Below are 22,867 nucleotides of genomic sequence, written 5' to 3'. Positions count from 1 at the left end.
GAGAAGCTGAAACTCAAATCGGTACTCCTTGTATGCTAATTCATGCCTCACGTCAAACATCTGCAACAAACTGGATGCAAAATCCTCGCGGGGATCGTTTCCATTATTGAATGCCAATCAGACGCGGCGTGATGAATACCACCAGCTCGCGCCGCTCATTATCCTTGCCATCGTGGCGAAAGAGCTGCCCCACCCAGGGAATTCGCCCGAGCCCTGGAATCGCGTCACTGCCCGTTTTATTCTTTTGCGAGAAAATTCCGCCCAGCGCCAGCGTTTCACCGCTTTTGACTTCCACCTGCGTTTCAATTTCTTGTTTATCAATCGCCAGCGTTTCGCCATCTGCCTGCTGTAAAACCTGGCCCGGCATGTTTTCGCTGATGTGCAGTTTGAGCCGCACCCGGCCATTCGGCAGAACCACGGGCGTCACTTCCATTCCCAGAACCGCCTCTTTGAACTCCACGGAGGTCGCCCCGCTTTCGCCGCTGGACACCTGATACGGAATTTCACTGCCCTGCTTGATGCTGGCGGGCTGCATATGCGACGCCAACAGCCGCGGGCTGGCGATGATCTCAAGCTGCTGCTTTTGCTCAAGCGCCGAGAGCTCCAGATCTAACAGTCGCCCGTTGATCCGCCCGATGTTGAATCCGACGTGGCTGGTGGCATCCGCAACGGAAACATCCGCCCCCAGCGTGGTGATCTGCCCGGGCGAGCCCGCGCTGCTCGCCTCGGCCAGATTCCATTTCACCCCCAGCTCTCGCAGACTTTTTTCATTAATCGTCACGATATGCGCCGCCAGCTCCACCTGCGCCACAGGGAGATCCATCTGCTCGGCCCAGTGCTGCAGACTGTCCAGCACGCCGGGGATATCGCGCACCAGCAGGCGGTTAGTGCGTTTGTCGACGGAGAGGCTCCCCTTAGGGCTCAGCTGTTTTTCCGCGGCTTTTTGCAGCTCGGTGGCATCGGCATAGGCAAAAGAGAGCGCGCGTGAGGCCAGCGGCACGTTCAGTTTCTGCCGGGTTTGCTCTTCTTCTTTTTGCGTCTGCTGTTCCCGCGCCCACGTAGCCGTATTGATGTAAAAAATACCCCCCTCTTCCCGCAGCACCAGCCCGGCGCTGGTGGTGACGATTTGCAGCGCCTGCCGCCAGGGAACGCGCGTGAGATGCAGCGACAGCGTGCCGGTGACATCGGGCGAGACAATCAGATTACGATTCTCAAGCTCCACCAGGGACTGCAAAATTTGAACAACGGGTACGTCATCCACCGCCAGGGTGACGGGTTTTGGCGCGACGGCCCATGTCGGCATGCTGAGTATCATCAACAGGACGATTCGACTGACTATTTTCATGCTTCGTTCCCTCTCGTGGCCATCGCCACTCTTTCGGCTCGCATCCTTCGCCGAGCCCGATAACCATTTCCGTTTCATTAACAGCCAGCACCTGCCAGCCCGCTGGCAGCCGCTCTTCCAGCCGGACACGATGCCAGCGCTGCTGTTCATCTTTGACGATGCCTACGGCGCTGTCGCCCTGGAGCATTCCCTGATACCGCCACTGGCCGAGCGCGCCTGTTGCGCAGCGGTCGTCCGGAGGGCGAAAGGGGTCACGCATTCCGATAATGAGGAGCAGTGAACACACCAGCAATACGCGCAGTTCAGTTCGCATTTTGTCTCTCCACCTGCACAATCAGCTGGAGCCGCGCCCCCTCTGGCATCACGGAAAAACCGCTGATGTCCATTCCGCAGCGCGTAAGCCGCGAGAACAGCGGCGGGATCTGCATCCAGTCGGCATTCAGGGTTAACTCTCCGCCCTTCTCGCCGGGCAGCCAGTGAACCAACCGCACGCCACCTGTCTGAAAATCCAGCGGCGAAAATGGCAACGTGACGGGCACAACAGATTCCGCCGGAACCGGGTGCGGATGCGCCTCGCTCACCCAGAGCGCGGCACGGGCCGACGCTGATTGGCTGCGCGAAGATTCAAGCAGCAACCGCTTTTGGATCACCGGGCGCGCCAGCGTCAGATACGCCCCCAGCAGCACCACGCACGAACCCAGCCCCCAGCAAAGAACCCGAGTGCGTAAGCGAAACGCATGCCAGCGTTCAGAGAAGATACGCACGCTTCACCCCTGACTCGTGAGGGTAAAACTGAACGTCCAGCGCCCCTGGGTGTCCTGCTGCATTTCCCCCGCAGGTCCAATCATAAAACCGGGCAGCAGCTTGAGTGATTCCGCCAGCGCCGAGAGCGCCGACGGTGTCGCGGCAAACCCCGTTAATGTCAGGCGCGGCGGTTGATAACGAAGCTGCGTCAGCCACGCCTGCTCCGGCATGGCCGACGCCAGCGAAACCAGCGCCGGTTGCCAGTCACGCAATACCTTCTGCGGGTTTTGCAAAGGCGCAGCCTGTCGCGCTTGCCACCGCGCGCGGTGGGCGCTCAGCTGCTTTTGTATCGCGGTGTCACTGGCCAGAAGCGTCTCAAGCGCACGCGCCTTTAGCCCATAGCCGGAACGCAGGCTGTACGTTGCCACCAGAGCGATCAGCACCGAGCCGACAAAGAGCAACATCCAGAGTCGCCAGCAGGATTGCTGTCGCTGGTGTCGCCACGGCAGAAAGTTAGTCATGCAACTCCCCCATCGCGAGGGCCAGCGCAACCGTGAAATCCGCGCTGTACTGGGGCAGCGGCGGCTGACAGCGCGCAAGCAAGCTAAAAGGATCGTGCACCCCGACCGCAAAGAGCGCGATGTCATCCGGACTCAGCGCTAACAGGGCCGCCAGCTCCGCCACATTCTTCGCTTCATCGGCGCGTTTTCGCCCCCACTGGTGTCGCATCGCCCAAAGCCAGTGCTGCCCGTCGCGCCAGGCCATGCAGTGAGCGGGAGGGTCAAGAAGCGGCAGGAAGTTCGCCAGCGCCGCGGCATCCGGCGTAATGGCAGCCACGTGCAGGCGCAGCGTTTCCGCGAGCGTTAACAGCGCCGCCACCTCTTTGTTTTGCGCCGCCGTCACGTGAAACGAGCGGCTAAAGGTGTCCTGTACGTAGTCAAAGCAGAGTGCATCCGGGGCCATTTCGAGCTCGCGGGACATCGCCGACGCAATCCACGACGCCTGCTCGCTGTCGCGCAACGTCAGCGCCGGAGCGGGCAGCGTCTTTTGCAGCGTGCGAGCAGCCGGAAACGCCATAAAGATGCGGTGGTAATGGGGCAGCGTCTGGCTCCACTCGCTGAGCGCGGCAACCAGTTGTTGTGGATGGATTATTTGCCCGTCGCGGATGATTCCCGCGGCCAGCGGGATCTGCCACCAGCGGCGCAGATACCACCCGGTGCGCTCCTGGGTTATTGAGACGGCCAGAACACTATCTTGTTGAATGTGAACGCCTGTTCGCCATGTTTTAAAAGCCATGCTTTACGATCTCCTTATCGCCCGTCAGGTGACGGCTCTATCAATGCTTCAGGCTTGCCTTTATACTACCGCGCGATTGTTTAGAAACTGCCCAAGTGAAACTAAATGGGAAATCTCCAGTGAAGTTCGTAAAGTATTTATTGATCCTTGCAGTCTGTTGCATTCTGCTGGGAGCAGGCTCGATTTATGGTTTGTACAAATACATTGAGCCGCAACTACCCGATGTCGCCACACTGCGTGATGTGCGACTCCAGATCCCAATGCAGGTCTATAGCGCCGATGGCGAGTTGATCGCCCAGTACGGCGAAAAACGACGTATCCCGCTGACCCTTAACCAGATTCCTCCGGTGATGGTGAAAGCCTTTATCGCCACGGAAGACAGCCGTTTCTATGAGCACCACGGGGTCGATCCTGTGGGGATTTTCCGTGCCGCCAGCGTCGCGCTGTTCTCGGGTCACGCTTCGCAGGGTGCGAGTACCATCACTCAGCAGCTGGCGCGTAACTTCTTCCTGAGCCCGGAAAAAACCCTGACCCGTAAGATCAAAGAGGTGTTCCTTGCCATTCGCATCGAACAGCTCCTGAGTAAAGACGAGATCCTCGAGCTTTACCTCAACAAGATCTATCTGGGCTATCGCGCGTACGGCGTGGGCGCCGCGGCGCAGGTCTACTTCGGTAAACCTGTTGAACAGCTGAGCTTAAGCGAGATGGCGACTATCGCCGGTCTGCCGAAAGCCCCGTCAACGTTCAACCCGCTCTACTCTCTCGACCGGGCGACTGCGCGTCGTAACGTGGTGCTGTCGCGCATGCTGAGCGAAGGCTATATCACTCAGACCCAGTTCGATCAGGCGCGTAACGAAGCGATCGACGCTAACTATCACGCGCCGGAAATCGCCTTCTCCGCTCCGTATCTGACGGAAATGGTCCGCCAGGAGATGGTGAGCCGCTACGGCGAGAACGCGTATGAAGATGGGTATCGCATCACCACCACCATCACCCGCAAAGTGCAGCAGGCGGCACAGCAGGCGGTGCGTAACAACGTGATGGATTACGACATGCGCCACGGCTACCGCGGCCCGTCGAACGTGCTGTGGAAAGTGGGCGAAAGCGCATGGGATAGCAAAAAAATCATCGACTCCCTGAAAACGCTGCCGACCTACGGGCCGCTGTTGCCTGCGGTGGTGACCAGCGCTGATCCGCAGGAAGCGACGGCGATGATGGGCGACGGCACCTCCGTGTCGCTGCGGATGGACGGCATGCGCTGGGCGCGACCGTATCGCTCCGATACGGCGCAAGGCCCGACGCCGCGTAAAGTCACCGACGTCGTCCAGACTGGACAACAAATCTGGGTCCGTCAGGTGAACGACGCCTGGTGGCTGGCGCAGGTTCCGGACGTGAACTCCGCGCTGGTCTCCATCAATCCGCAGAACGGGGCCGTGATGGCGCTGGTCGGTGGTTTTGATTTCAACCAGAGCAAATTCAACCGCGCCACTCAGGCGCTGCGTCAGGTCGGGTCGAACATCAAACCGTTCCTGTACACCGCGGCGATGGATAAAGGGCTGACGCTGGCGAGCATCCTCAACGATGTGCCGATTTCACGCTGGGATGCGGGTGCCGGTTCTGACTGGCAGCCGAAAAACTCCCCGCCGGAGTATTCCGGTCCAATCCGTTTACGTCAGGGTCTGGGACAGTCGAAAAACGTGGTGATGGTCCGCGCGATGCGCGCGATGGGCGTCGATTACGCGGCAGAGTATCTGCAGCGCTTCGGCTTCCCGGCGCAGAACATTGTGCATACGGAATCCCTGGCCCTCGGCTCGGCTTCCTTCACACCGCTACAGGTGGCGCGCGGTTATTCCGTGATGGCCAACGGCGGTTTCCTGGTCGATCCGTACTTCATCAGCAAGATTGAAAACGATCAGGGCGGCGTGCTGTTTGAGGCGAAACCGAAAATCGCCTGTCCGGAATGCGATATTCCAGTGATTTACGGCGATACGCCAAAATCAAACGTGCTGGAAAACAAAGACATGGAAGATGTGGCTCAGTCGCAGGAGCAGCAGAACACCGCCGTTCCGCAGCCGCAGCCGCAGCTGGAGCAGGCCAACCAGGCGCTGGTCGCTCAAAGCGGTGCGCAGGAATATGCGCCGCACGTGATCAACACCCCGCTGTCGTTCCTGATTAAGAGCGCCCTGAACACCAACATCTTTGGTGAACCGGGCTGGCAGGGTACGGGCTGGCGTGCGGGCCGCGATCTGCAGCGCCACGATATCGGCGGCAAAACCGGGACCACCAACAGCTCGAAAGACGCCTGGTTCTCCGGCTACGGCCCTGGCGTGGTGACGTCCGTGTGGATTGGCTTCGACGATCATCGTCGTGATTTAGGCCGTACGACGGCATCCGGGGCGATTAAAGATCAGATTTCCGGCTACGAAGGCGGCGCGAAGAGTGCTCAGCCAGCCTGGGACGCTTACATGAAAGCGGTTCTCGAGGGCGTACCGGAACAGCCGCTCACCCCGCCGCCAGGCGTGGTAACGGTGAATATCGACCGCAGCACCGGCCAGTTAGCCAACGGTGGCAACAGCCGCGCGGAATTCTTCATTGAGGGCACGCAGCCTACGACACAGGCGGTGCATGAAGTGGGAACCGAGTTGATTGATAACGGCGAGACGCACGAGCTGTTCTAAGTTAAAAGCAGAACGGCAACGCAAGTTGCCGTTCTTATTGTTTTCTCCCTCTCCCCGTGGGAGAGGGTCGGGGTGAGGGCATCAGGCCGCTACAATCTACCCTGCCCTTTCAACCACTCCCGCACCAGGAACAGCGCACTCACATTACGCGCTTCGTTAAAATCGGGCTCTTCCAGCAGATCCATCAGATGCGCCAGCGGCCAGCGTACCTGCGGCAGCGGCTCAGGCTCATCCCCTTCCAGCTTCTCCGGATAGAGATCTTCTGCCAGCACGATATTCATTTTGCTGGAGAAATAGGACGGGGCCATGCTCAGTTTTTTCAGGAAAGTCAGGTCATGAGCGCCGAAGCCAACCTCTTCTTTCAGCTCGCGATTCGCGGCTTCAAAAACGGTTTCACCCGGATCGATAAGCCCCTTCGAGAAACCCAATTCATAAGATTCGGTACCCACCGCATATTCACGGATCAGGATCAGGTGATCGTCCACAATGGGGATAATCATCACCGCTTCGCGCGTGGATGGGCGCATACGTTCATAGACGCGACGCACGCCGTTGCTGAACTCCAGATCGACACTTTCCACGGTAAACAGACGTGATTTGGCGACGGTTTCAACATTCAGAATGGTGGGCTTTTGTAAGGGTTTGCTCATCTTGACGGGTCTTTGCTGTGTGAACTGAGTGCATTGTGCGATATGCCGCACGGTTTCGGCAATGTCAATCGCTGTTTATTTACATTTTTGCAACGTATCGTGAGTTAATCCTCATTTCCAGTCAAAAGTCAAGAGCTTGAAATAACTCCAGGAATTTGCTGATATCCCGCCTTCGTTGCCTTTGCTATTATCTCCGGTCACTGGGATGCGCTTCAAAACGCTCAAGTTCGACTCCATACTTGCCGATAGCCAACCACAGAGACTCATTCACGGTAAAAGGTGCAACTGACAACACCTGAAGATAAGTAAGATGGGGAAAGCATGAGCACCATTTTGATAATTTTCGCTGCTATGCTGGCCTGCGTATTGATCGCAGGGTGGTTGTACAGGCGTCGGGCGCAACAGCGATATCGACTGCCTTTTTTAAACGCCTTTGCCGGTGCGACTACGCGCAAACTCGCGCCTGAAGAACGCAATGCGATCGAAAATTACCTCGAGACGTTGAACCGTGTCCAGCAGACGCCTGGCCCGACCGGCGCGACCGCCGCCCCTGTTTTCCTGAAGCTCAACGCCCAAAGCGATACCGTGCTGTGCGTCACGCGCTCGATTACCCGCTATGGCATTACCACCGACGATCCCAACAAGTGGCGCTACTATCTCGACTCGGTCGAGGTGCATCTCCCGCCGTTCTGGGAACAATACATTAATGACGAAAATAGCGTTGAGCTGATCCATACGGATTCCATCCCGCTGGTCATCACCCTGAATGGTCATACCCTGAGCGAATATGTTCAGGAAGCGCCGCGCTTTGCGCTGGAACGCACCAGTTCCACACAGGCGTCGATCCGCGGTGAAGAGACCGAGCAGATTGAGCTGCTCAACATTCGCCAGGAGACGCACGAAGAGTACGCCCTGAGCCGCCCGGACGGGATCCGCGAAGCAGTTCTGATCGTCGCCGCCTTCCTGCTCTTTTTCTTCTGCCTGATGACGCCAGACGTTTTTGCGCCGTGGCTCGCCGGCGGTGCCGTTCTGCTGCTGGCCGCTGGCCTGTGGGGATTGTTCGCCAAACCGGCCAAAACCACGCTGCGTGAAATCCACTGCCTGCGCGGCACGCCAAAGCGCTGGGGTCTGTTCGGTGAGAACGATCAGGAGCATATCAACAACATCTCCCTCGGGATTATCGATCTCATCTATCCGCGCCACTGGCAGCCGTGGATTGCCCAGGATTTAGGGCAAAAAACCGATATTGATATCTATCTCGACCGCCACGTGGTGCGGCAGGGGCGTTTCCTGTCCCTGCACGATGAAGTCAAAAACTTCCCGCTCCAGCACTGGTTGCGCAGTACCGTCATCGCCGGTGGCGCTGCCCTGGTGCTGGCGATGCTGATCCTGCTGGTGCCGCTCGATATGCCGATTAAATTTACCCTGTCGTGGATCAAAGGCGCGCAAACCGTTGAAGCCACCAGCGTTAACCAGCTGGAAGAGGCCGGCGTGCGCGTGGGCGATACTCTGAAGCTGAAAGGTACGGGCATGTGTAACATCCATGCGCCGGGCACCTGGAACACGCGTCAGAACTCGCCGTTTACGCCGTTTGATTGCTCGCAAATCATCTGGAACGACGCCCCGCCTCTGCCGCTGCCGGAGTCCGATACGGTCAGTAAAGCCACGGCCCTGACCCAGGCGCTGAACCGCCAGCTGCACCCCAAACCGGAAGACAACGCCCGCGTGAGCCAGTCTCTGCGCGCGGCGATTCAGAAATCGGGCATGGTGCTGCTGGATGATTTTGGCGACATCGTGATGAAAACGCAGGATTTGTGTTCCGCCGAAGATGAGTGTGTGCGGCTCAAAAATGCGCTGGTGAATCTCGGGAACAGCAAAGACTGGGAGGCGCTGGTGAAACGCGCCGACGCGGGTCGACTCGACGGGGTGAACGTTCTGCTGCGCCCGGTCAGCGCCGAATCGCTGGAGAACCTGGTCGCCACCTCAACTGCGCCTTTCGTGCAGCGTGAAACCACTCGCGCGGCCCAGGCGTTAAACAGCCCGGCTCCCGGCGGGTTTGTGATTGTCAGCGACGAGGGCAGCGATCTGGTCGATCAGCCTTATCCGCCGGTGGCGCTGTATGATTACCCGGCCCAGGAGCAATGGGGCGAGTTCCAGCGTCTGGCGCAAATGCTGATGCAGACGCCGTTCAGCGCCGAAGGGATTGTGACGGGGATCTTTACGGATGCCAACGGCACCCGCCACGTCGACCTGCACCGCATGCCGGACAGCGCCGGACTGTGGCGGTACATCGGCACCACCCTGCTAATGCTGGCGATGCTGGTGTGCATTGTCTGGAACGGTATCGCCGCCCTGCGCCGCTATCAGCGCTCGCGTACGCGTCTGACCGACATCCAGCAGTACTACGACAACTGCCTCAATCCTAAACTCATCTCCGCACCTGAAAGCCTGATCGGATAATACCGCTGCGCGACAGTTATGCTACCCTGTCGCGCACGTTTTCTGGCTGGAGAGTTCCCCTCATGCATCTTGATATCGCCTGGCAGGACGTTGATACCGTCCTGCTGGATATGGATGGCACGCTGCTCGATCTCGCATTTGATAATCACTTCTGGCAAAAGCTGGTGCCTGAGACCTATGGCGCGCAGCAGGGCATCACTCCGGCAGAAGCACAGGATTATATTCGCCAGCAGTATCACGCCGTGCAGCATACGCTAAACTGGTACTGCCTGGATTACTGGAGCGACAAGCTCGGCCTGGATATTTGCGCCATGACCACCGCGCAAGGGCCGAATGCGGTGCTGCGTGAAGATACGGTGCCTTTTCTCGATGCCCTGAAAGCGAGCGGCAAGCGCCGTATTCTGCTGACTAACGCGCATCCGCATAACCTGGCCGTGAAGCTCGAAAATACCGGGCTCGCGTCGCACCTTGATTTATTACTTTCCACCCACACATTTGGTTATCCGAAAGAGGATCAGCGATTGTGGCAGGCGGTGGCAGAAGAGACCGGTTTGCAGCCAGAAAGAACCCTGTTCATTGACGACAGTGAACCGATTCTGGATTCGGCGGCAACCTTCGGTATTCGCTATTGCCTGGGCGTGACGAATCCTGATTCCGGCCTGGCGGATAAAAGCTATCTGCGGCATCCGGCGCTGAACGACTATCGCCGAATGATCCCCTCACTCAACGTGAAGGAGACGCCATGAAAGACAAGCCCTCCGATGGGGTAAGACTGGACAAATGGCTGTGGGCCGCCCGTTTTTATAAAACGCGCGCCCTGGCCCGCGAAATGGTCGATGGCGGTAAGGTGCATTACAACGGGCAGCGCAGCAAGCCCAGTAAACTTGTCGAACTGAATGCCACGCTGACTCTGCGTCAGGGTAACGATGAACGCACGGTGATTATCAAAGCCGTTACCGAACAACGTCGCCCGGCAACCGAAGCGGTCCTGATGTATGAAGAGACGACCGAGAGCGTTGAAAAGCGCGAGAAAGTGGCGCTGGCACGCAAGATGAATGCCCTGACCATGCCGCATCCGGACAGGCGACCGGATAAAAAAGAACGTCGCGACCTGATGAAATTTAAACACGGCGAACATGAGTAATCGCCGTTCGAAGAGAGAAAATTATGTCCCAACACGACCAATTACATCGCTATCTGTTTGAGCAATTTGCCGTTCGCGGCGAGCTGGTGACGGTATCCGAAACCTGGAAACAGATCCTCGAAAACCACAGCTATCCTCAGCCGGTGAAAAATATTCTCGGCGAACTGCTGGTCGCAACCAGCCTGCTGACGGCGACGCTGAAGTTCGCAGGTGACATCACCGTGCAGCTGCAGGGCGATGGCCCGATGACCCTGGCGGTGATCAACGGCAACAACCAGCAGCAAATGCGCGGTGTGGCGCGCGTGCAGGGTGAGGTGCCGGAAGGTGCCGATCTGAAAACCCTGGTCGGCAACGGTTTCCTGGTGATCACCATTACCCCGGAAGAGGGCGAGCGCTATCAGGGCGTGGTGGGTCTGGAGGGCGATACGCTGGCCGCCTGCCTGGAAGATTACTTCCTGCGCTCCGAACAGCTGCCAACGCGCCTGTTTATCCGCACCGGCGAAGTGGACGGCCAACTGGCGGCGGGCGGTATGCTGCTGCAGGTTCTGCCGGCGCAGAATGCTCAGGGCAATGACTTCGAGCACCTGGCGACGCTGACCGAAACCATCAAAGCGGAAGAGCTGTTCACGCTCCCGGCGAACGAAGTGTTGTGGCGTCTGTATCACGAAGAAGAGGTCACGCTGTACGATCCGCAGGACGTCGAATTCAAATGCACCTGCTCCCGTGAACGCTGTGCGGGCGCGCTGCGCACCCTGCCGGATGAAGAGATCGACAGCATTATGGCTGAAGATGGCGAAATCGATATGAACTGTGATTACTGTGGTTCTCACTACGTGTTCAACTCGATGGATATCGCCGAGATCCGCAACAACGCCTCCCCGGCGGATCCGCAGGTTCATTAATGCCCCTCCCCTCACTTCCGGTGAGGGGAAATTTCCCCGTTTAGCTGAATCGTTTTTCGTAATGTAACCCTTACGTAACTTTCTTACATGTATGCGATTACATTCACATTCTTCCGGTTAAATGCTCCAGGATTTAACCTTTTGAGAACATTTCCCCCCACAAAAAAGCGAATCCTGCGATAATCCGCCCTGCTTCGTGACAGGAGTCACAGCGTTTTCCGTCAGGAAGGGTTTTGTCCAGATACGTAAATCTATGAGCCCCGTCGCGGTTAACATCCTAAGAAAAACCCTACAATTTCAGGCAGTACATATTGGCTAAGGAGCAGTGACATGCGCGTTAAAGATTTAACCCCGCAAGATCTCAAGGCTTATGGTATCAACGACGTCCAGGAAATCGTCTACAACCCCGATTACGATACGCTGTATCAGGAAGAGCTCAATCCAGCACTGGAAGGATACGAGCGAGGTGTGTTGACGAACACTGGTGCTATCGCCGTGGACACCGGGATTTTCACCGGCCGTTCGCCGAAAGATAAGTATATCGTCCGTGACGACACCACCCGCGACACGCTGTGGTGGGCAGATAAGGGCAAAGGGAAGAACGACAACAAACCGCTCTCCCAGGAGACCTGGCAGCATCTGAAAGGACTCGTCACGCATCAACTCTCCGGCAAGCGTCTGTTCATTATTGATGCCTTCTGTGGCGCCAATGCCGACACCCGTCTCTCCGTTCGCTTTGTGACCGAAGTCGCCTGGCAGGCGCATTTCGTGAAGAACATGTTTATTCGCCCGACCGATGAAGAGTTACAGGATTTCGAGCCTGATTTTATCGTGATGAACGGCGCGAAATGCACCAACCCGCAGTGGAAAGAGCAGGGCCTGAACTCGGAAAACTTCATCGCCTTCAATCTGACCGAGCGCATCCAGCTCATTGGCGGTACCTGGTACGGCGGCGAAATGAAGAAAGGGATGTTCTCAGTGATGAACTACCTGCTGCCGCTGCAGGGCATCGCCTCCATGCACTGCTCCGCCAACGTCGGCGAAGAGGGTGACGTGGCGGTGTTCTTTGGTCTCTCCGGCACCGGCAAAACCACCCTGTCCACCGATCCTAAGCGCCGTCTGATTGGCGACGATGAACACGGCTGGGACGATGACGGCGTGTTTAACTTTGAAGGTGGCTGCTACGCCAAAACGATCCGTCTGTCGGCAGAAGCGGAACCGGACATTTACGGCGCCATCCGTCGCGATGCGCTGCTGGAAAACGTCACCGTGCTCGCCGATGGCACCGTCGATTTTGACGATGCGTCGAAAACCGAAAACACCCGCGTGTCGTATCCGATCTATCACATCGATAACATCGTGAAGCCGGTGTCGAAAGCGGGCCATGCGTCGAAAGTGATCTTCCTGACCGCCGATGCCTTTGGCGTGCTGCCACCGGTCTCTCGCCTGACGGCCAGCCAGACGCAGTATCACTTCCTGTCGGGCTTTACCGCCAAACTGGCCGGTACCGAGCGCGGTGTGACCGAGCCAACCCCAACCTTCTCCGCCTGCTTCGGCGCGGCATTCCTGTCGCTGCACCCGACGCAGTACGCCGAAGTGCTGGTGAAACGCATGCAGGCCGCTGGCGCGCAGGCGTATCTGGTGAACACGGGCTGGAACGGAACGGGCAAACGCATCTCCATCAAAGATACGCGCGCGATTATCGACGCGATCATCGATGGCTCGCTGGACGATGCGGAAACCTTCACCCTGCCGATGTTCGATCTGGCGATCCCAACGGCGCTGCCTGGCGTGGATACCCATATCCTCGACCCGCGCAACACCTACGGTTCTCCGGAGCAGTGGCAAGAGAAGGCCGAAACGCTGGCGAAGCTGTTTATTGAAAACTTTGAGAAGTATACCGATACGCCAGCGGGTGCGGCGTTGGTGAGTGCGGGACCAAGGTAAAAGCAAAAAGGTAACCCAAGGGTTACCTTTTTTTATGTTTTCTCCCTCTCCCTGTGGGAGAGGGCCGGGGTGAGGGCATCAGCGTACGCCTTTCCCCCTCACCCTAACCCTCTCCCTCAAGGGAGAGGGGACTGTTCGGTGCGGCTTGTTTTTAACTCTCTTTCACCTGCCCACGCGTCACCGGAACCGGCAGCCACGCGCGAATACACAACCCGCCCCGCTCGCTGGTTCCGATCTCCAGCAGACCGTTATGGTTATCAACAATACGCTGCACAATCGCCAGCCCTAATCCGGTGCCGCTGGTGCTGCGAGCGCTGTCGCCGCGCACGAACGGCTGGAACAGATGCTTACGCTGCTCAGGCTTGATCCCTGGGCCGTCATCTTCCACCTGGAACCAGGCGCGATTGAGTTCGGAGCCACTGCTGACTTTAATCCAGCCGTTGCCGTAGCGCGCAGCGTTGACCACCATATTGGCGACCGCGCGTTTGATAGAGAGCGGGTGCATGCGAACCTGAATCTCACCCGCCTGCAGCGCCGTATCAATTTCACGTTCGTAGCCGCTTTCCGCTGCCACCACTTCGCCCAGCACGCCGTTAAGATCCGCCATCTCCATTGGCATCTCCTGACCGGTGCGCAGGTAGTCGATAAACTGCTCGATGATGGCGTTACACTCTTCGATGTCCTTGTTGATGGACTCCGCAAGATACCCGTCCTCTTCGCCCATCATCTCTGTCGCCAGACGAATACGCGTCAGCGGTGTGCGCAGGTCGTGGCTCACACCCGCCATCAGCAGCGTACGGTCGTCGGCCAGCTGCTTCACGCCCGCCGCCATGTGGTTGAACGCCCGCGTCACCGAACGCACCTCGGACGCGCCATATTCTCGCAGCGGAGGCGGAATAATACCTTTCCCCACCTGTAGGGCCGCATGCTCAAGATCGACTAAGGGTCGGTTTTGTATTCGGATAAACAGCCACGCGCCGCCGATCGCCATCAGCATGATCGCCAGGGTGTAGCGGAATAACGGCGAGAAGTCGCCCTGATGGATTTCCGTCAGCGGGACGCGCACCCAGATGTTGGGTGACAGCCAGGTTTTCAGCCAGACGACCGGCGAGCTTTTGTTGACCTCAACGCGCACTTCCGTTGGGCCGCCGAGCTGCTGCGCCATCTGCTGGCTTAAGAATTCGTAGTGTTGCGCCCAGCGCAGACCGGCATCTTCCGCCGCCTCGTTGGAGTACAGGGAAATGCCCAGCTCGCGGTAAATCTCGCGCCGAAACGCAGGAGGCACCACCAGTTGCGTGCCGTCCTCCAGCTGCAGTTTGTCGGTCATCAGCATACGTACTTCGTAGGCTAAGACTTTATTGAACTGCTGGAGGCTTGGCAGAATCGCAAAGTTCAGCACCACCAGATACGTCGTCACCAGGCTGACGAACAGCAAGGTGACGATCAGTAACAGAGTGCGGGCAAACGAGCTGCGCGGTGAAAAGCGCATTCGCCTCATGCTTTAGAACCGTCCGGCACGAATACGTAGCCCAGACCCCAGACGGTCTGAATATAGCGAGGATGTGCAGGATCTTCTTCGACCATGCGGCGCAGACGGGAGATCTGGACGTCGATGGAACGCTCCATGGCGGAGTATTCGCGACCGCGCGCCAGGTTCATCAGCTTATCGCGCGACAGGGGCTCACGCGGGTGGCTCACTAGCGCTTTCAGAACCGCGAATTCACCGCTGGTCAGCGGCATCGGCTCATCTTCACGGAACATTTCGCGCGTACCCAGGTTCAGCTTGAACTTACCGAAAGCGATAACAGCCTCTTCCTGAGAGGGTGCGCCCGGCAGTTCATTGGCCTGACGGCGAAGGACTGCGCGAATACGCGCCAGCAGTTCACGAGGGTTGAATGGTTTTGGAATGTAGTCGTCGGCGCCAATTTCCAGGCCCACGATACGGTCAACTTCTTCCCCTTTCGCCGTCACCATAATGATCGGCATCGGGTTACTTTGACTGCGCAGACGGCGGCAGATGGAAAGACCGTCTTCGCCAGGAAGCATTAAATCGAGCACCATGAGGTGGAACGATTCACGGGTAAGCAGGCGATCCATTTGCTCGGCGTTCGCCACGCTTCGAACCTGGAAGCCCTGCTCGGTCAGATAACGCTCCAGCAGCGCACGCAGGCGCATGTCGTCATCCACGACCAGAATTTTATAGTTCTCTTGCATTGTATGTACTCCCAAAGGCCCGGATAGTATTTCAGTACGTATTCTAAAAAAGTACGCGTCTGCGACCAGCTAAATCTGGTATAAATTCTAGTCGAAATTGTTACAAAGCATATTTAACAGGAGCTTATCTGCACATTTCATCACATAACTCATTATTAATCCTGTCTGTTAAGCTATGTGGTACGTAATGTGCCTAATGCCAGTCATTGAGTAGAGTCTTAAAGGTCACACCATGAAAACGCCGCTGATCACCCGCGAAGGGTACGAAAAACTCAAAAAAGAGATGGATTACCTCTGGCGCGAAGAACGTCCGGAAGTGACCAAAAAAGTCACCTGGGCGGCCAGCCTCGGCGACCGCAGCGAAAACGCTGACTATCAGTATAATAAAAAACGCCTGCGTGAGATTGACAGGCGCGTCCGTTATCTCACTAAATGCCTTGAAAACCTACGAATCGTTGATTATTCCCCGCAGCAGGAAGGCAAAGTGTTCTTCGGCGCGTGGGTAGAAATCGAGAACGACGACGGCAATACCCGACGTTTTCGCATCGTCGGCTACGATGAAATTTTTGGTCGTAAGGATTACATCTCCATCGACTCGCCGATGGCCCGCGCGCTGCTGAAAAAGGAAGTCGGCGATTTAGCCATCGTCCAGACGCCCGGCGGAGAAGCCAGCTGGTACGTCAACGAAATTGAGTACGTTAAATAGTCCGAGAGCACCCTCCACGGCTGGCATTTTCGCGTGTCAGCCCGTATAACTATCCCCCTGTTTTTCGACAAACCAGATGACAAAGCCATGATGAAAGATTCGCTCTGCCGCATTATTGCGGGTGAACTTCAGGCCAGAGCCGAACAGGTAGAAGCTGCCGTTCGCCTGCTTGATGAAGGGAACACCGTGCCGTTTATTGCACGTTATCGTAAGGAAGTCACCGGCGGTCTGGATGACACGCAGCTGCGCAACCTGGAGACCCGTCTGGGCTACCTGCGCGAGCTGGAAGACCGTCGTCAGGCCATTCTCAAATCCATCGGCGAGCAGGGCAAACTGACCGATGCGCTGGCAGGTGCCATCAACGGCACGATGAGCAAAACCGAGCTCGAAGACCTCTATCTGCCGTATAAACCGAAGCGCCGCACCCGCGGGCAGATTGCGATTGAAGCAGGCCTTGAGCCGCTGGCCGATCTGCTGTGGACCACGCCGTCGCACGATCCGGAAACGGAAGCCGCGAAATTTATCGACGCGGACAAAGGCATCGCCGACACCAAAGCGGCCCTCGACGGCGCGCGCTATATTCTGATGGAGCGTTTCGCCGAAGACGCCGCGCTGCTCTCCAAAGTGCGTGATTATCTGTGGAAAAATGCCCACATCGTCTCGACCGTGGTGAGCGGTAAAGAAGAGGAAGGCGCGAAATTCCGCGATTACTTCGACCATCACGAACCGATCTCCACCGCCCCGTCGCACCGCGCGCTGGCGATGTTCCGCGGTCGCAACGAAGGCGTCTTGCAGCTCTCTCTCAATGCCGACCCGCAGTTCGACGAGCCGCCGAAAGAGAGTTACTGCGAGCAGATTATTACCGACCATCTAGGCCTGCGCCTGAACAACGCCCCGGCAGATAGCTGGCGCAAAGGCGTGGTGAGCTGGACCTGGCGCATCAAGGTGCTGATGCACCTCGAAACTGAACTGATGGGCACCGTGCGCGAACGCGCGGAAGACGAAGCGATCAACGTTTTCGCCCGTAACCTGCACGATCTGCTGATGGCCGCCCCGGCGGGCCTGCGCGCCACCATGGGTCTCGATCCGGGTCTGCGTACCGGCGTGAAAGTGGCCGTGGTCGACGGCACCGGCAAACTGGTCGCGACCGACACCATCTATCCACACACCGGCCAGGCCGCGAAAGCTGCCGTGGTGGTCGCCGCCCTGTGTGAAAAATACAACGTCGAGCTGGTGGCGATCGGTAACGGTACCGCATCGCGCGAAACCGAACGCTTCTTCCTCGACGTGCAAGCGCAGTTCCCGAAAGTCACCGCTCAGAAAGTGATCGTCAGCGAAGCCGGTGCGTCGGTTTATTCCGCGTCCGAACTGGCGGCGCTGGAGTTCCCGGATCTCGACGTTTCCCTGCGCGGTGCGGTCTCTATCGCCCGTCGTCTGCAGGATCCGCTGGCAGAGCTGGTGAAAATCGATCCCAAATCCATCGGTGTGGGCCAGTATCAGCACGACGTCAGCCAGACTCAGTTGGCGCGCCGTCTGGATGCGGTAGTGGAAGACTGCGTGAACGCCGTCGGCGTGGACCTGAATACCGCTTCCGTTGCGCTCTTAACCCGCGTGGCGGGCTTAACCCGCATGATGGCGCAGAACATCGTCGCCTGGCGCGATGAGAACGGTCAGTTCCAGAACCGCCAGCAGCTGCTGAAAGTGAGCCGTCTGGGGCCGAAAGCCTTCGAGCAGTGCGCGGGCTTCCTGCGTATCAACCACGGCGATAACCCGCTGGACGCCTCAACCGTCCACCCGGAGGCTTACCCGGTGGTGGAGCGCATTCTGGCCGCCACGCAGCAGGCGCTGAAAGATCTGATGGGCAACAGCACCAATCTGCGCGACCTGCGCGCCGTTGACTTCACCGACGATAAATTCGGCGTGCCGACCGTCACCGACATCATCAAAGAGCTGGAAAAACCAGGCCGCGACCCGCGCCCTGAGTTTAAAACCGCGAAATTCGCCGAAGGCGTTGAGACGATGAAGGATCTGCAGCCGGGCATGGTGCTGGAAGGCGCGGTCACCAACGTCACCAACTTTGGTGCCTTTGTCGATATCGGCGTGCATCAGGATGGTCTGGTTCATATCTCGTCGCTGGCCGATAAGTTCGTGGAAGACCCGCACACGGTGGTCAAAGCGGGCGATATCGTGAAGGTGAAAGTGCTGGAAGTGGATATGCAGCGTAAGCGCATCGCCCTGACCATGCGCCTTGACGAGCAGCCGGGCGAAACCAACGCTCGCCGCAGCAACAGCGGTGGTGCACGCGATCAGTCCCGTCCGGCAGCCAAAGCCGCGAAACCCCGCCCTCAGGCCCAGCCTGCCGGTAACAGCGCGATGATGGATGCGCTGGCCGCCGCAATGGGCAAGAAACGCTAATGTCCCGCGCGTTTGCCCGGCCAATTCGTAGGCCGGGCAAACGCAGTGCCGCCCGGCAGCCAGACCGCACCCTTCAAAATAAATAAGAACGTACTCACTCATTTAATATGAATCAGGGAACCGATTTCATATCCATATTTAAACCATCGTTTATCACTTAGTTAACAAATTAATTTTTCAAACCTCATTCACCATCTCAATAAATATTGAGCAAGGTCAAACAGTCCTCGAATTAATGTCCATATGAACATCCCGTCACATTTTAAATATTGCTGATAGAAACCATTCTCATTATCATGAATCTGTCGATTATTTAACCTTCGGTCAAAGTGGTCTCTATGCAATTCACACCAGACAGTGCCTGGAAAATTACCGGTTTTGCCCGCGAAATTAGCCCGGCGTATCGTCAGAAGCTGCTGTCACTAGGCATGCTGCCAGGATCCTCTTTTCAGGTTGTGCGCATCGCGCCGCTGGGCGATCCCATCCATATCGAAACCCGTCGCGTCAATCTGGTATTGCGTAAGAAAGACCTCGCGTTATTAGAAGTCGAAGCTTTAGTCCGATAAACCGCCAGCTGTTAGACCGAGTCTAAAACAATGAAAAAATTAACCATTGGCTTAATTGGTAATCCTAATTCCGGCAAGACAACCTTATTTAATCAGTTAACGGGCGCACGTCAGCGCGTCGGTAACTGGGCCGGTGTGACCGTTGAACGCAAAGAAGGTCAATTCTCCACGACCGACCATCAGGTCACCCTTGTAGATCTTCCCGGCACTTATTCGCTCACAACGATTTCGTCGCAGACCTCTCTCGATGAACAGATTGCCTGTCACTATATTCTGAGCGGCGATGCGGATTTACTGATTAACGTCGTCGACGCCTCCAATCTCGAGCGCAACCTGTACCTGACGCTGCAACTGCTGGAGCTGGGCATTCCGTGCATCGTGGCGCTGAACATGCTCGATATTGCCGAGAAGCAAAAAATTCGCATCGACATCGATGCGCTTTCCGCACGCCTTGGCTGCCCGGTGATCCCGCTGGTCTCAACCCGCGCACGGGGCATTGATGCGCTGAAACTGGCCGTCGATCGCCATACGGGCAATACGGATCTCGAACTGGTGCATTATCCGCAGCCGCTGGTGCGCGAGGCCGGCATTCTGGCGCAGGAGATGGCCCACGCCATGCCGCAGAAACAGCGCAACTGGCTCGGGCTGCAAATGCTGGAAGGCGATATCTACAGCCGCAGCTACGCGGGCGATGCGGCGCAGAAGCTGGATATGTCGCTGGCGCGCCTGAGCGAAGAGCTGGACGATCCGGCCCTGCACATCGCCGATGCGCGTTATCAAAGTATCGCCGCCATCTGCGAAGTGGTCAGTAACACCCTGACTGCCGAGCCGAGCCGCTTCACCGCCGCCGTCGATAAAATCATTCTCAACCGTTTCCTCGGTTTGCCGATCTTCCTGCTGGTGATGTACCTGATGTTCCTCCTCGCCATCAACATCGGTGGCGCACTGCAGCCGCTGTTTGATGTCGGCTCGGTGGCGATCTTCATTCACGGTCTGCAATGGCTGGGCTACACCCTGCACTTCCCGGAATGGCTGACGATTTTCCTCGCCCAGGGGCTGGGTGGCGGCATCAACACCGTCCTGCCGCTGGTACCGCAGATCGGCATGATGTATCTGTTCCTCTCCTTCCTTGAGGATTCCGGCTATATGGCCCGCGCGGCCTTCGTGATGGACCGCCTGATGCAGGCCCTCGGTCTGCCGGGTAAATCCTTCGTCCCGCTGATTGTCGGCTTTGGCTGTAACGTCCCGTCGGTGATGGGCGCACGAACCCTCGATGCGCCGCGTGAACGCCTGATGACCATCATGATGGCGCCGTTTATGTCCTGCGGCGCGCGTCTGGCGATCTTCGCGGTCTTCGCAGCGGCGTTCTTCGGCCAGGAGGGCGCGCTGGCGGTCTTCTCCCTGTACCTGCTGGGTATCGTGATGGCGATTTTGACCGGCCTGATGCTCAAACACACCATCATGCGCGGCGAAGCGTCGCCGTTTGTGATGGAGCTGCCGGTCTACCACGTCCCGCACATCAAAAGCCTGCTGATCCAGACCTGGCAGCGCCTGAAAGGCTTCGTTCTGCGCGCCGGTAAGGTGATTGTGATTGTCAGCATTTTCCTGAGCGCTCTGAACAGCTTTACCCTCAGCGGCCAGGCGGCGGATAACATCAACGACTCGGCGCTGGCCTCCGTCAGCCGCGTCATCACCCCGCTGTTCAAGCCGATTGGCGTTCACGAAGATAACTGGCAGGCGACCGTCGGACTGTTCACCGGCGCGATGGCGAAAGAGGTGGTGGTCGGTACGCTGAATACGCTCTATACGGCTGAAAATATTCAGGAAGAGGAGTTTAATCCGGCGGAATTCCATCTCGGTGACGAACTGCTGAGCGCGGTGGATGACACCTGGCAGAGCCTGAAAGACACCATCAGCCTGAGCGTACTGGCCAACCCGATCGAAGCCAGTAAAGGCGACGGGGAAATGGCGACCGGCGCGATGGGCGTGATGAGCCAGAAATTTGGCAGCGCGTCGGCGGCCTATAGCTATCTGATCTTCGTCCTGCTCTACATTCCGTGCATTTCCGTGATGGGGGCGATTGCCCGCGAGTCCAGCCGCGGCTGGATGGGCTTCTCGGTCCTGTGGGGGCTGAACATCGCTTACTCACTGGCGACGGTTTTCTATCAGGCGACCAACTTCAGCACTCACCCCCGCTACAGCCTGGTGTGCATTCTGGCGGTGGTGTTGTTTAACGTCGTACTCATCGGCCTGTTGCGTCGGGCGCGAAGCCGCGTGGACGTTAATCTGCTGGCGACCAATAAAACTGCGGCAAGCTGTTGCAACAGCCCGGCTGGCGACTGCCACTAAGAGGTGAATGCGATGGCATCGATGATTCAGCTTCGTGATTTACTGGCACTGCAGGGACGAATGGAGGCCCGACAGCTGAGCCAGTCCCTGCACACGCCGCAGCCGATGATCGATGCCATGCTCGAAAGAATGGAAGCGATGGGCAAAGCCGTGCGGATTCAGGAAGAAGCGGATGGCTGTTTGTCAGGGAGCTGCAAAAGCTGCCCGGAAGGGAAAGCGTGTCTGCGGGAGTGGTGGGCACTGCGGTAACAAAGCTTGCCGGGCAGGCAGATGCTGCCCGGCAGGGGTATTATTTATACACTTCCGCCGTTGCATGAACGGTTTTCTCGCCTTTATTCGCGCTGGTTACCACATAATACGTACCGCCCAGCTCATCCGCTTTTTTCGACAGCTCTTTACGGGCATCCATTGGCGCAGTGGTTTTCGAGGTCGTAATCTCACCAATCTTAGTCAGATTCATCTCTTTAACTTTGTCTTTTTCCAGCTCTTTCGCTGCAAACACGCCAAATGACAGAGACCCAATAACCAGTGATGTAACAATTCCTGTAACAAGTTTCATAACCATTACTCTCCATAGGTTTGTTGTTTTGATTATCGTAGGCTCAACCGCCGCAACGACACTTGAAGTATTGTTGCGGCATGAAACTTTTGCCAGTGGATTAGAAAATAATCAGTTTAAACGTTGACTTAACGCAGTCAGCGCCGCGCAAAAGGCCGCCGGATGCGACACGAAAGGCGCGTGCGCGGCCTTCGCAATGACCAGCGATTCACTCTGCGGCCACAGTTCATCCAGCATCGGCACCACTTTGCGCGGCACCAGTCCATCGAGATACCCGTAGATCCGCAGATGCGGCACGCTAAGCCCGGCGAGCGGTTCGCGCAGGTCGACGGTTTTCAGGATCTCCAGCCCGCCGTTGAGCACCTCGACGTCTGGCATCGGAAGCGCCAGCACCGCACTTTTGAGCATCCGCGCATCCTGGCGTGCCGTTTCAGTGCCCATGGTTTGCAGCGCCAGAAAGCGCTCGACCGTGCGTTTAAAATCTTCACTCAGCTGTTGCTGGAACCCGGCTAACACTTCCGGCTTGATGCCGGGCCATTCATCCTGCGCCGCAAAGCATGGCGATGACGACACCGTCACCAGCGCCTGAACGCGCTCCGGATGCGTGAGGGCAATCTGGCTCGCGACCAGCCCGCCGAGACTCCAGCCGAGCCAAATCGCCTTTTGCGGCGCGCGTTCCAGAACCGCCTGCGCCATCTCGTCGAGCGGCATCGCGCCAAAGCCGTGGCTGCGGCCAAATCCAGGCAGATCAACCAGATGCAGCCTAAATTGCGAGGCCAGTTCCTCCTGAATGCAATGCCAGACTTCGGCGTTCAGCCCCCATCCGTGCAGCAGCACAAGATCAACATTTCCCGTGCCCGTGGTCTGCCACCAAAGATTGTTCATCGGTTAG

21 protein-coding genes are annotated in these 22,867 nt (G+C 57.6%); 11 read left to right on the top strand and 10 right to left on the bottom strand.

Annotated elements, in window-relative coordinates:
• Nucleotides 1-103: 103 nt before the first annotated feature.
• Genes hofQ through QQF33_RS11460 form a run of 5 tightly spaced genes read right to left on the bottom strand, consistent with a single transcriptional unit; the run spans nt 104 to nt 3,385 of the window.
• Nucleotides 104-1,303 carry a DNA uptake porin HofQ gene (hofQ, locus tag QQF33_RS11480; RefSeq protein WP_390888472.1) on the bottom strand — a complete coding sequence of 400 codons (1,200 nt, stop codon included), beginning with the start codon at nt 1,301-1,303 and terminating at the stop codon, nt 104-106.
• Nucleotides 1,254-1,658: a HofP DNA utilization family protein gene (locus QQF33_RS11475; protein WP_285157836.1), complete on the bottom strand. Its 405-nt coding sequence runs from the start codon at nt 1,656-1,658 to the stop codon at nt 1,254-1,256. Before QQF33_RS11475 ends, hofQ begins: the two co-directional genes overlap by 50 nt.
• Nucleotides 1,648-2,109, bottom strand: a complete 462-nt coding sequence (locus QQF33_RS11470) for a HofO family protein (protein ID WP_285157835.1) — start codon at nt 2,107-2,109, stop codon at nt 1,648-1,650. The genes QQF33_RS11475 and QQF33_RS11470 overlap by 11 nt, the downstream gene beginning before the upstream one ends.
• 3 nt (nt 2,110-2,112) lie before the next feature.
• On the bottom strand, nt 2,113-2,610 hold the full coding sequence (locus QQF33_RS11465; protein ID WP_285157834.1) for a PilN domain-containing protein: 498 nt from the start codon (nt 2,608-2,610) through the stop codon (nt 2,113-2,115).
• A complete protein-coding gene (locus tag QQF33_RS11460) occupies nt 2,603-3,385 on the bottom strand; it encodes a type IV pilus biogenesis protein PilM (RefSeq protein WP_285157833.1) in 783 nt (260 codons plus the stop codon). Before QQF33_RS11460 ends, QQF33_RS11465 begins: the two co-directional genes overlap by 8 nt.
• Nucleotides 3,386-3,504: 119 nt before the next feature.
• Here QQF33_RS11460 and mrcA point away from each other — a divergent pair, with 119 nt between their 5' ends.
• Nucleotides 3,505-6,063: a peptidoglycan glycosyltransferase/peptidoglycan DD-transpeptidase MrcA gene (gene mrcA / locus QQF33_RS11455; RefSeq protein ID WP_285157832.1), complete on the top strand. Its 2,559-nt coding sequence runs from the start codon at nt 3,505-3,507 to the stop codon at nt 6,061-6,063.
• 89 nt (nt 6,064-6,152) lie between these two features.
• Here mrcA and nudE read toward each other — a convergent pair whose 3' ends face one another.
• Complete coding sequence (nudE, locus tag QQF33_RS11450) at nt 6,153-6,713, bottom strand: ADP compounds hydrolase NudE (protein ID WP_285154723.1); 561 nt, start codon at nt 6,711-6,713, stop codon at nt 6,153-6,155.
• Nucleotides 6,714-7,034: 321 nt separating this feature from the next.
• Between nudE and QQF33_RS11445 the strand changes: the two genes are divergently transcribed.
• The 5 genes from QQF33_RS11445 (at nt 7,035) to pckA (ending at nt 13,166) form a co-directional block, all read left to right on the top strand.
• Nucleotides 7,035-9,173 (top strand): intracellular growth attenuator family protein, encoded by a 2,139-nt coding sequence (locus QQF33_RS11445; RefSeq protein WP_285157831.1) that lies wholly within the window; start codon nt 7,035-7,037, stop codon nt 9,171-9,173.
• A gap of 62 nt (nt 9,174-9,235) precedes the next feature.
• A complete protein-coding gene (yrfG, locus tag QQF33_RS11440) occupies nt 9,236-9,919 on the top strand; it encodes a GMP/IMP nucleotidase (RefSeq protein ID WP_285157830.1) in 684 nt (227 codons plus the stop codon).
• Nucleotides 9,916-10,317 (top strand): ribosome-associated heat shock protein Hsp15, encoded by a 402-nt coding sequence (gene hslR / locus QQF33_RS11435; RefSeq protein ID WP_282493525.1) that lies wholly within the window; start codon nt 9,916-9,918, stop codon nt 10,315-10,317. Before yrfG ends, hslR begins: the two co-directional genes overlap by 4 nt.
• Nucleotides 10,318-10,340: 23 nt before the next feature.
• The gene (hslO, locus tag QQF33_RS11430) at nt 10,341-11,219 is read left to right on the top strand and encodes an Hsp33 family molecular chaperone HslO (RefSeq protein WP_100778598.1); all 879 of its coding nucleotides are present in this window, start codon (nt 10,341-10,343) and stop codon (nt 11,217-11,219) included.
• 330 nt (nt 11,220-11,549) lie between these two features.
• Nucleotides 11,550-13,166, top strand: a complete 1,617-nt coding sequence (gene pckA, locus QQF33_RS11425) for a phosphoenolpyruvate carboxykinase (ATP) (protein WP_282493526.1) — start codon at nt 11,550-11,552, stop codon at nt 13,164-13,166.
• 151 nt (nt 13,167-13,317) lie between these two features.
• Here pckA and envZ read toward each other — a convergent pair whose 3' ends face one another.
• Together envZ and ompR are read right to left on the bottom strand one after the other, a co-directional pair.
• Nucleotides 13,318-14,664: a two-component system sensor histidine kinase EnvZ gene (envZ, locus tag QQF33_RS11420; protein WP_282493527.1), complete on the bottom strand. Its 1,347-nt coding sequence runs from the start codon at nt 14,662-14,664 to the stop codon at nt 13,318-13,320.
• Complete coding sequence (gene ompR / locus QQF33_RS11415; RefSeq protein WP_001157751.1) at nt 14,661-15,380, bottom strand: osmolarity response regulator transcription factor OmpR; 720 nt, start codon at nt 15,378-15,380, stop codon at nt 14,661-14,663. Before ompR ends, envZ begins: the two co-directional genes overlap by 4 nt.
• A 232-nt stretch (nt 15,381-15,612) precedes the next feature.
• Between ompR and greB the strand changes: the two genes are divergently transcribed.
• The 5 genes from greB to feoC all read left to right on the top strand — a co-directional run bounded on the left by greB (nt 15,613) and on the right by feoC (nt 21,665).
• On the top strand, nt 15,613-16,086 hold the full coding sequence (gene greB / locus QQF33_RS11410; RefSeq protein ID WP_285157829.1) for a transcription elongation factor GreB: 474 nt from the start codon (nt 15,613-15,615) through the stop codon (nt 16,084-16,086).
• A gap of 87 nt (nt 16,087-16,173) precedes the next feature.
• On the top strand, nt 16,174-18,501 hold the full coding sequence (locus QQF33_RS11405; RefSeq protein ID WP_285157851.1) for a Tex family protein: 2,328 nt from the start codon (nt 16,174-16,176) through the stop codon (nt 18,499-18,501).
• A gap of 338 nt (nt 18,502-18,839) precedes the next feature.
• Nucleotides 18,840-19,067, top strand: coding sequence for a ferrous iron transporter A (gene feoA / locus QQF33_RS11400; RefSeq protein WP_282493529.1), 228 nt, complete (start codon nt 18,840-18,842; stop codon nt 19,065-19,067).
• A gap of 30 nt (nt 19,068-19,097) precedes the next feature.
• Nucleotides 19,098-21,416 carry a Fe(2+) transporter permease subunit FeoB gene (gene feoB, locus QQF33_RS11395; protein ID WP_285157828.1) on the top strand — a complete coding sequence of 773 codons (2,319 nt, stop codon included), beginning with the start codon at nt 19,098-19,100 and terminating at the stop codon, nt 21,414-21,416.
• 12 nt (nt 21,417-21,428) lie between these two features.
• Nucleotides 21,429-21,665 carry a [Fe-S]-dependent transcriptional repressor FeoC gene (gene feoC, locus QQF33_RS11390; protein WP_285146150.1) on the top strand — a complete coding sequence of 79 codons (237 nt, stop codon included), beginning with the start codon at nt 21,429-21,431 and terminating at the stop codon, nt 21,663-21,665.
• A 40-nt stretch (nt 21,666-21,705) separates the two neighbouring features.
• On the opposite strand, the gene QQF33_RS11385 is transcribed toward feoC, so the two are convergent.
• Together QQF33_RS11385 and bioH are read right to left on the bottom strand one after the other, a co-directional pair.
• Nucleotides 21,706-21,975 (bottom strand): YdgH/BhsA/McbA-like domain containing protein, encoded by a 270-nt coding sequence (locus QQF33_RS11385; RefSeq protein WP_100780800.1) that lies wholly within the window; start codon nt 21,973-21,975, stop codon nt 21,706-21,708.
• Nucleotides 21,976-22,086: 111 nt separating this feature from the next.
• Entirely contained in the window at nt 22,087-22,860 is a 774-nt protein-coding gene (gene bioH / locus QQF33_RS11380; protein ID WP_285157827.1) for a pimeloyl-ACP methyl ester esterase BioH, read from the bottom strand.
• Between the last annotated feature and the right edge of the window lie 7 nt (nt 22,861-22,867).

This window comes from Lelliottia wanjuensis (assembly GCF_030238365.1).
Taxonomy (GTDB): Bacteria; Pseudomonadota; Gammaproteobacteria; order Enterobacterales; family Enterobacteriaceae; genus Enterobacter; species Enterobacter wanjuensis.
Note: the sequence above shows the minus strand (reverse complement) of the source record. Positions and strands in the feature narration are given on the sequence as shown.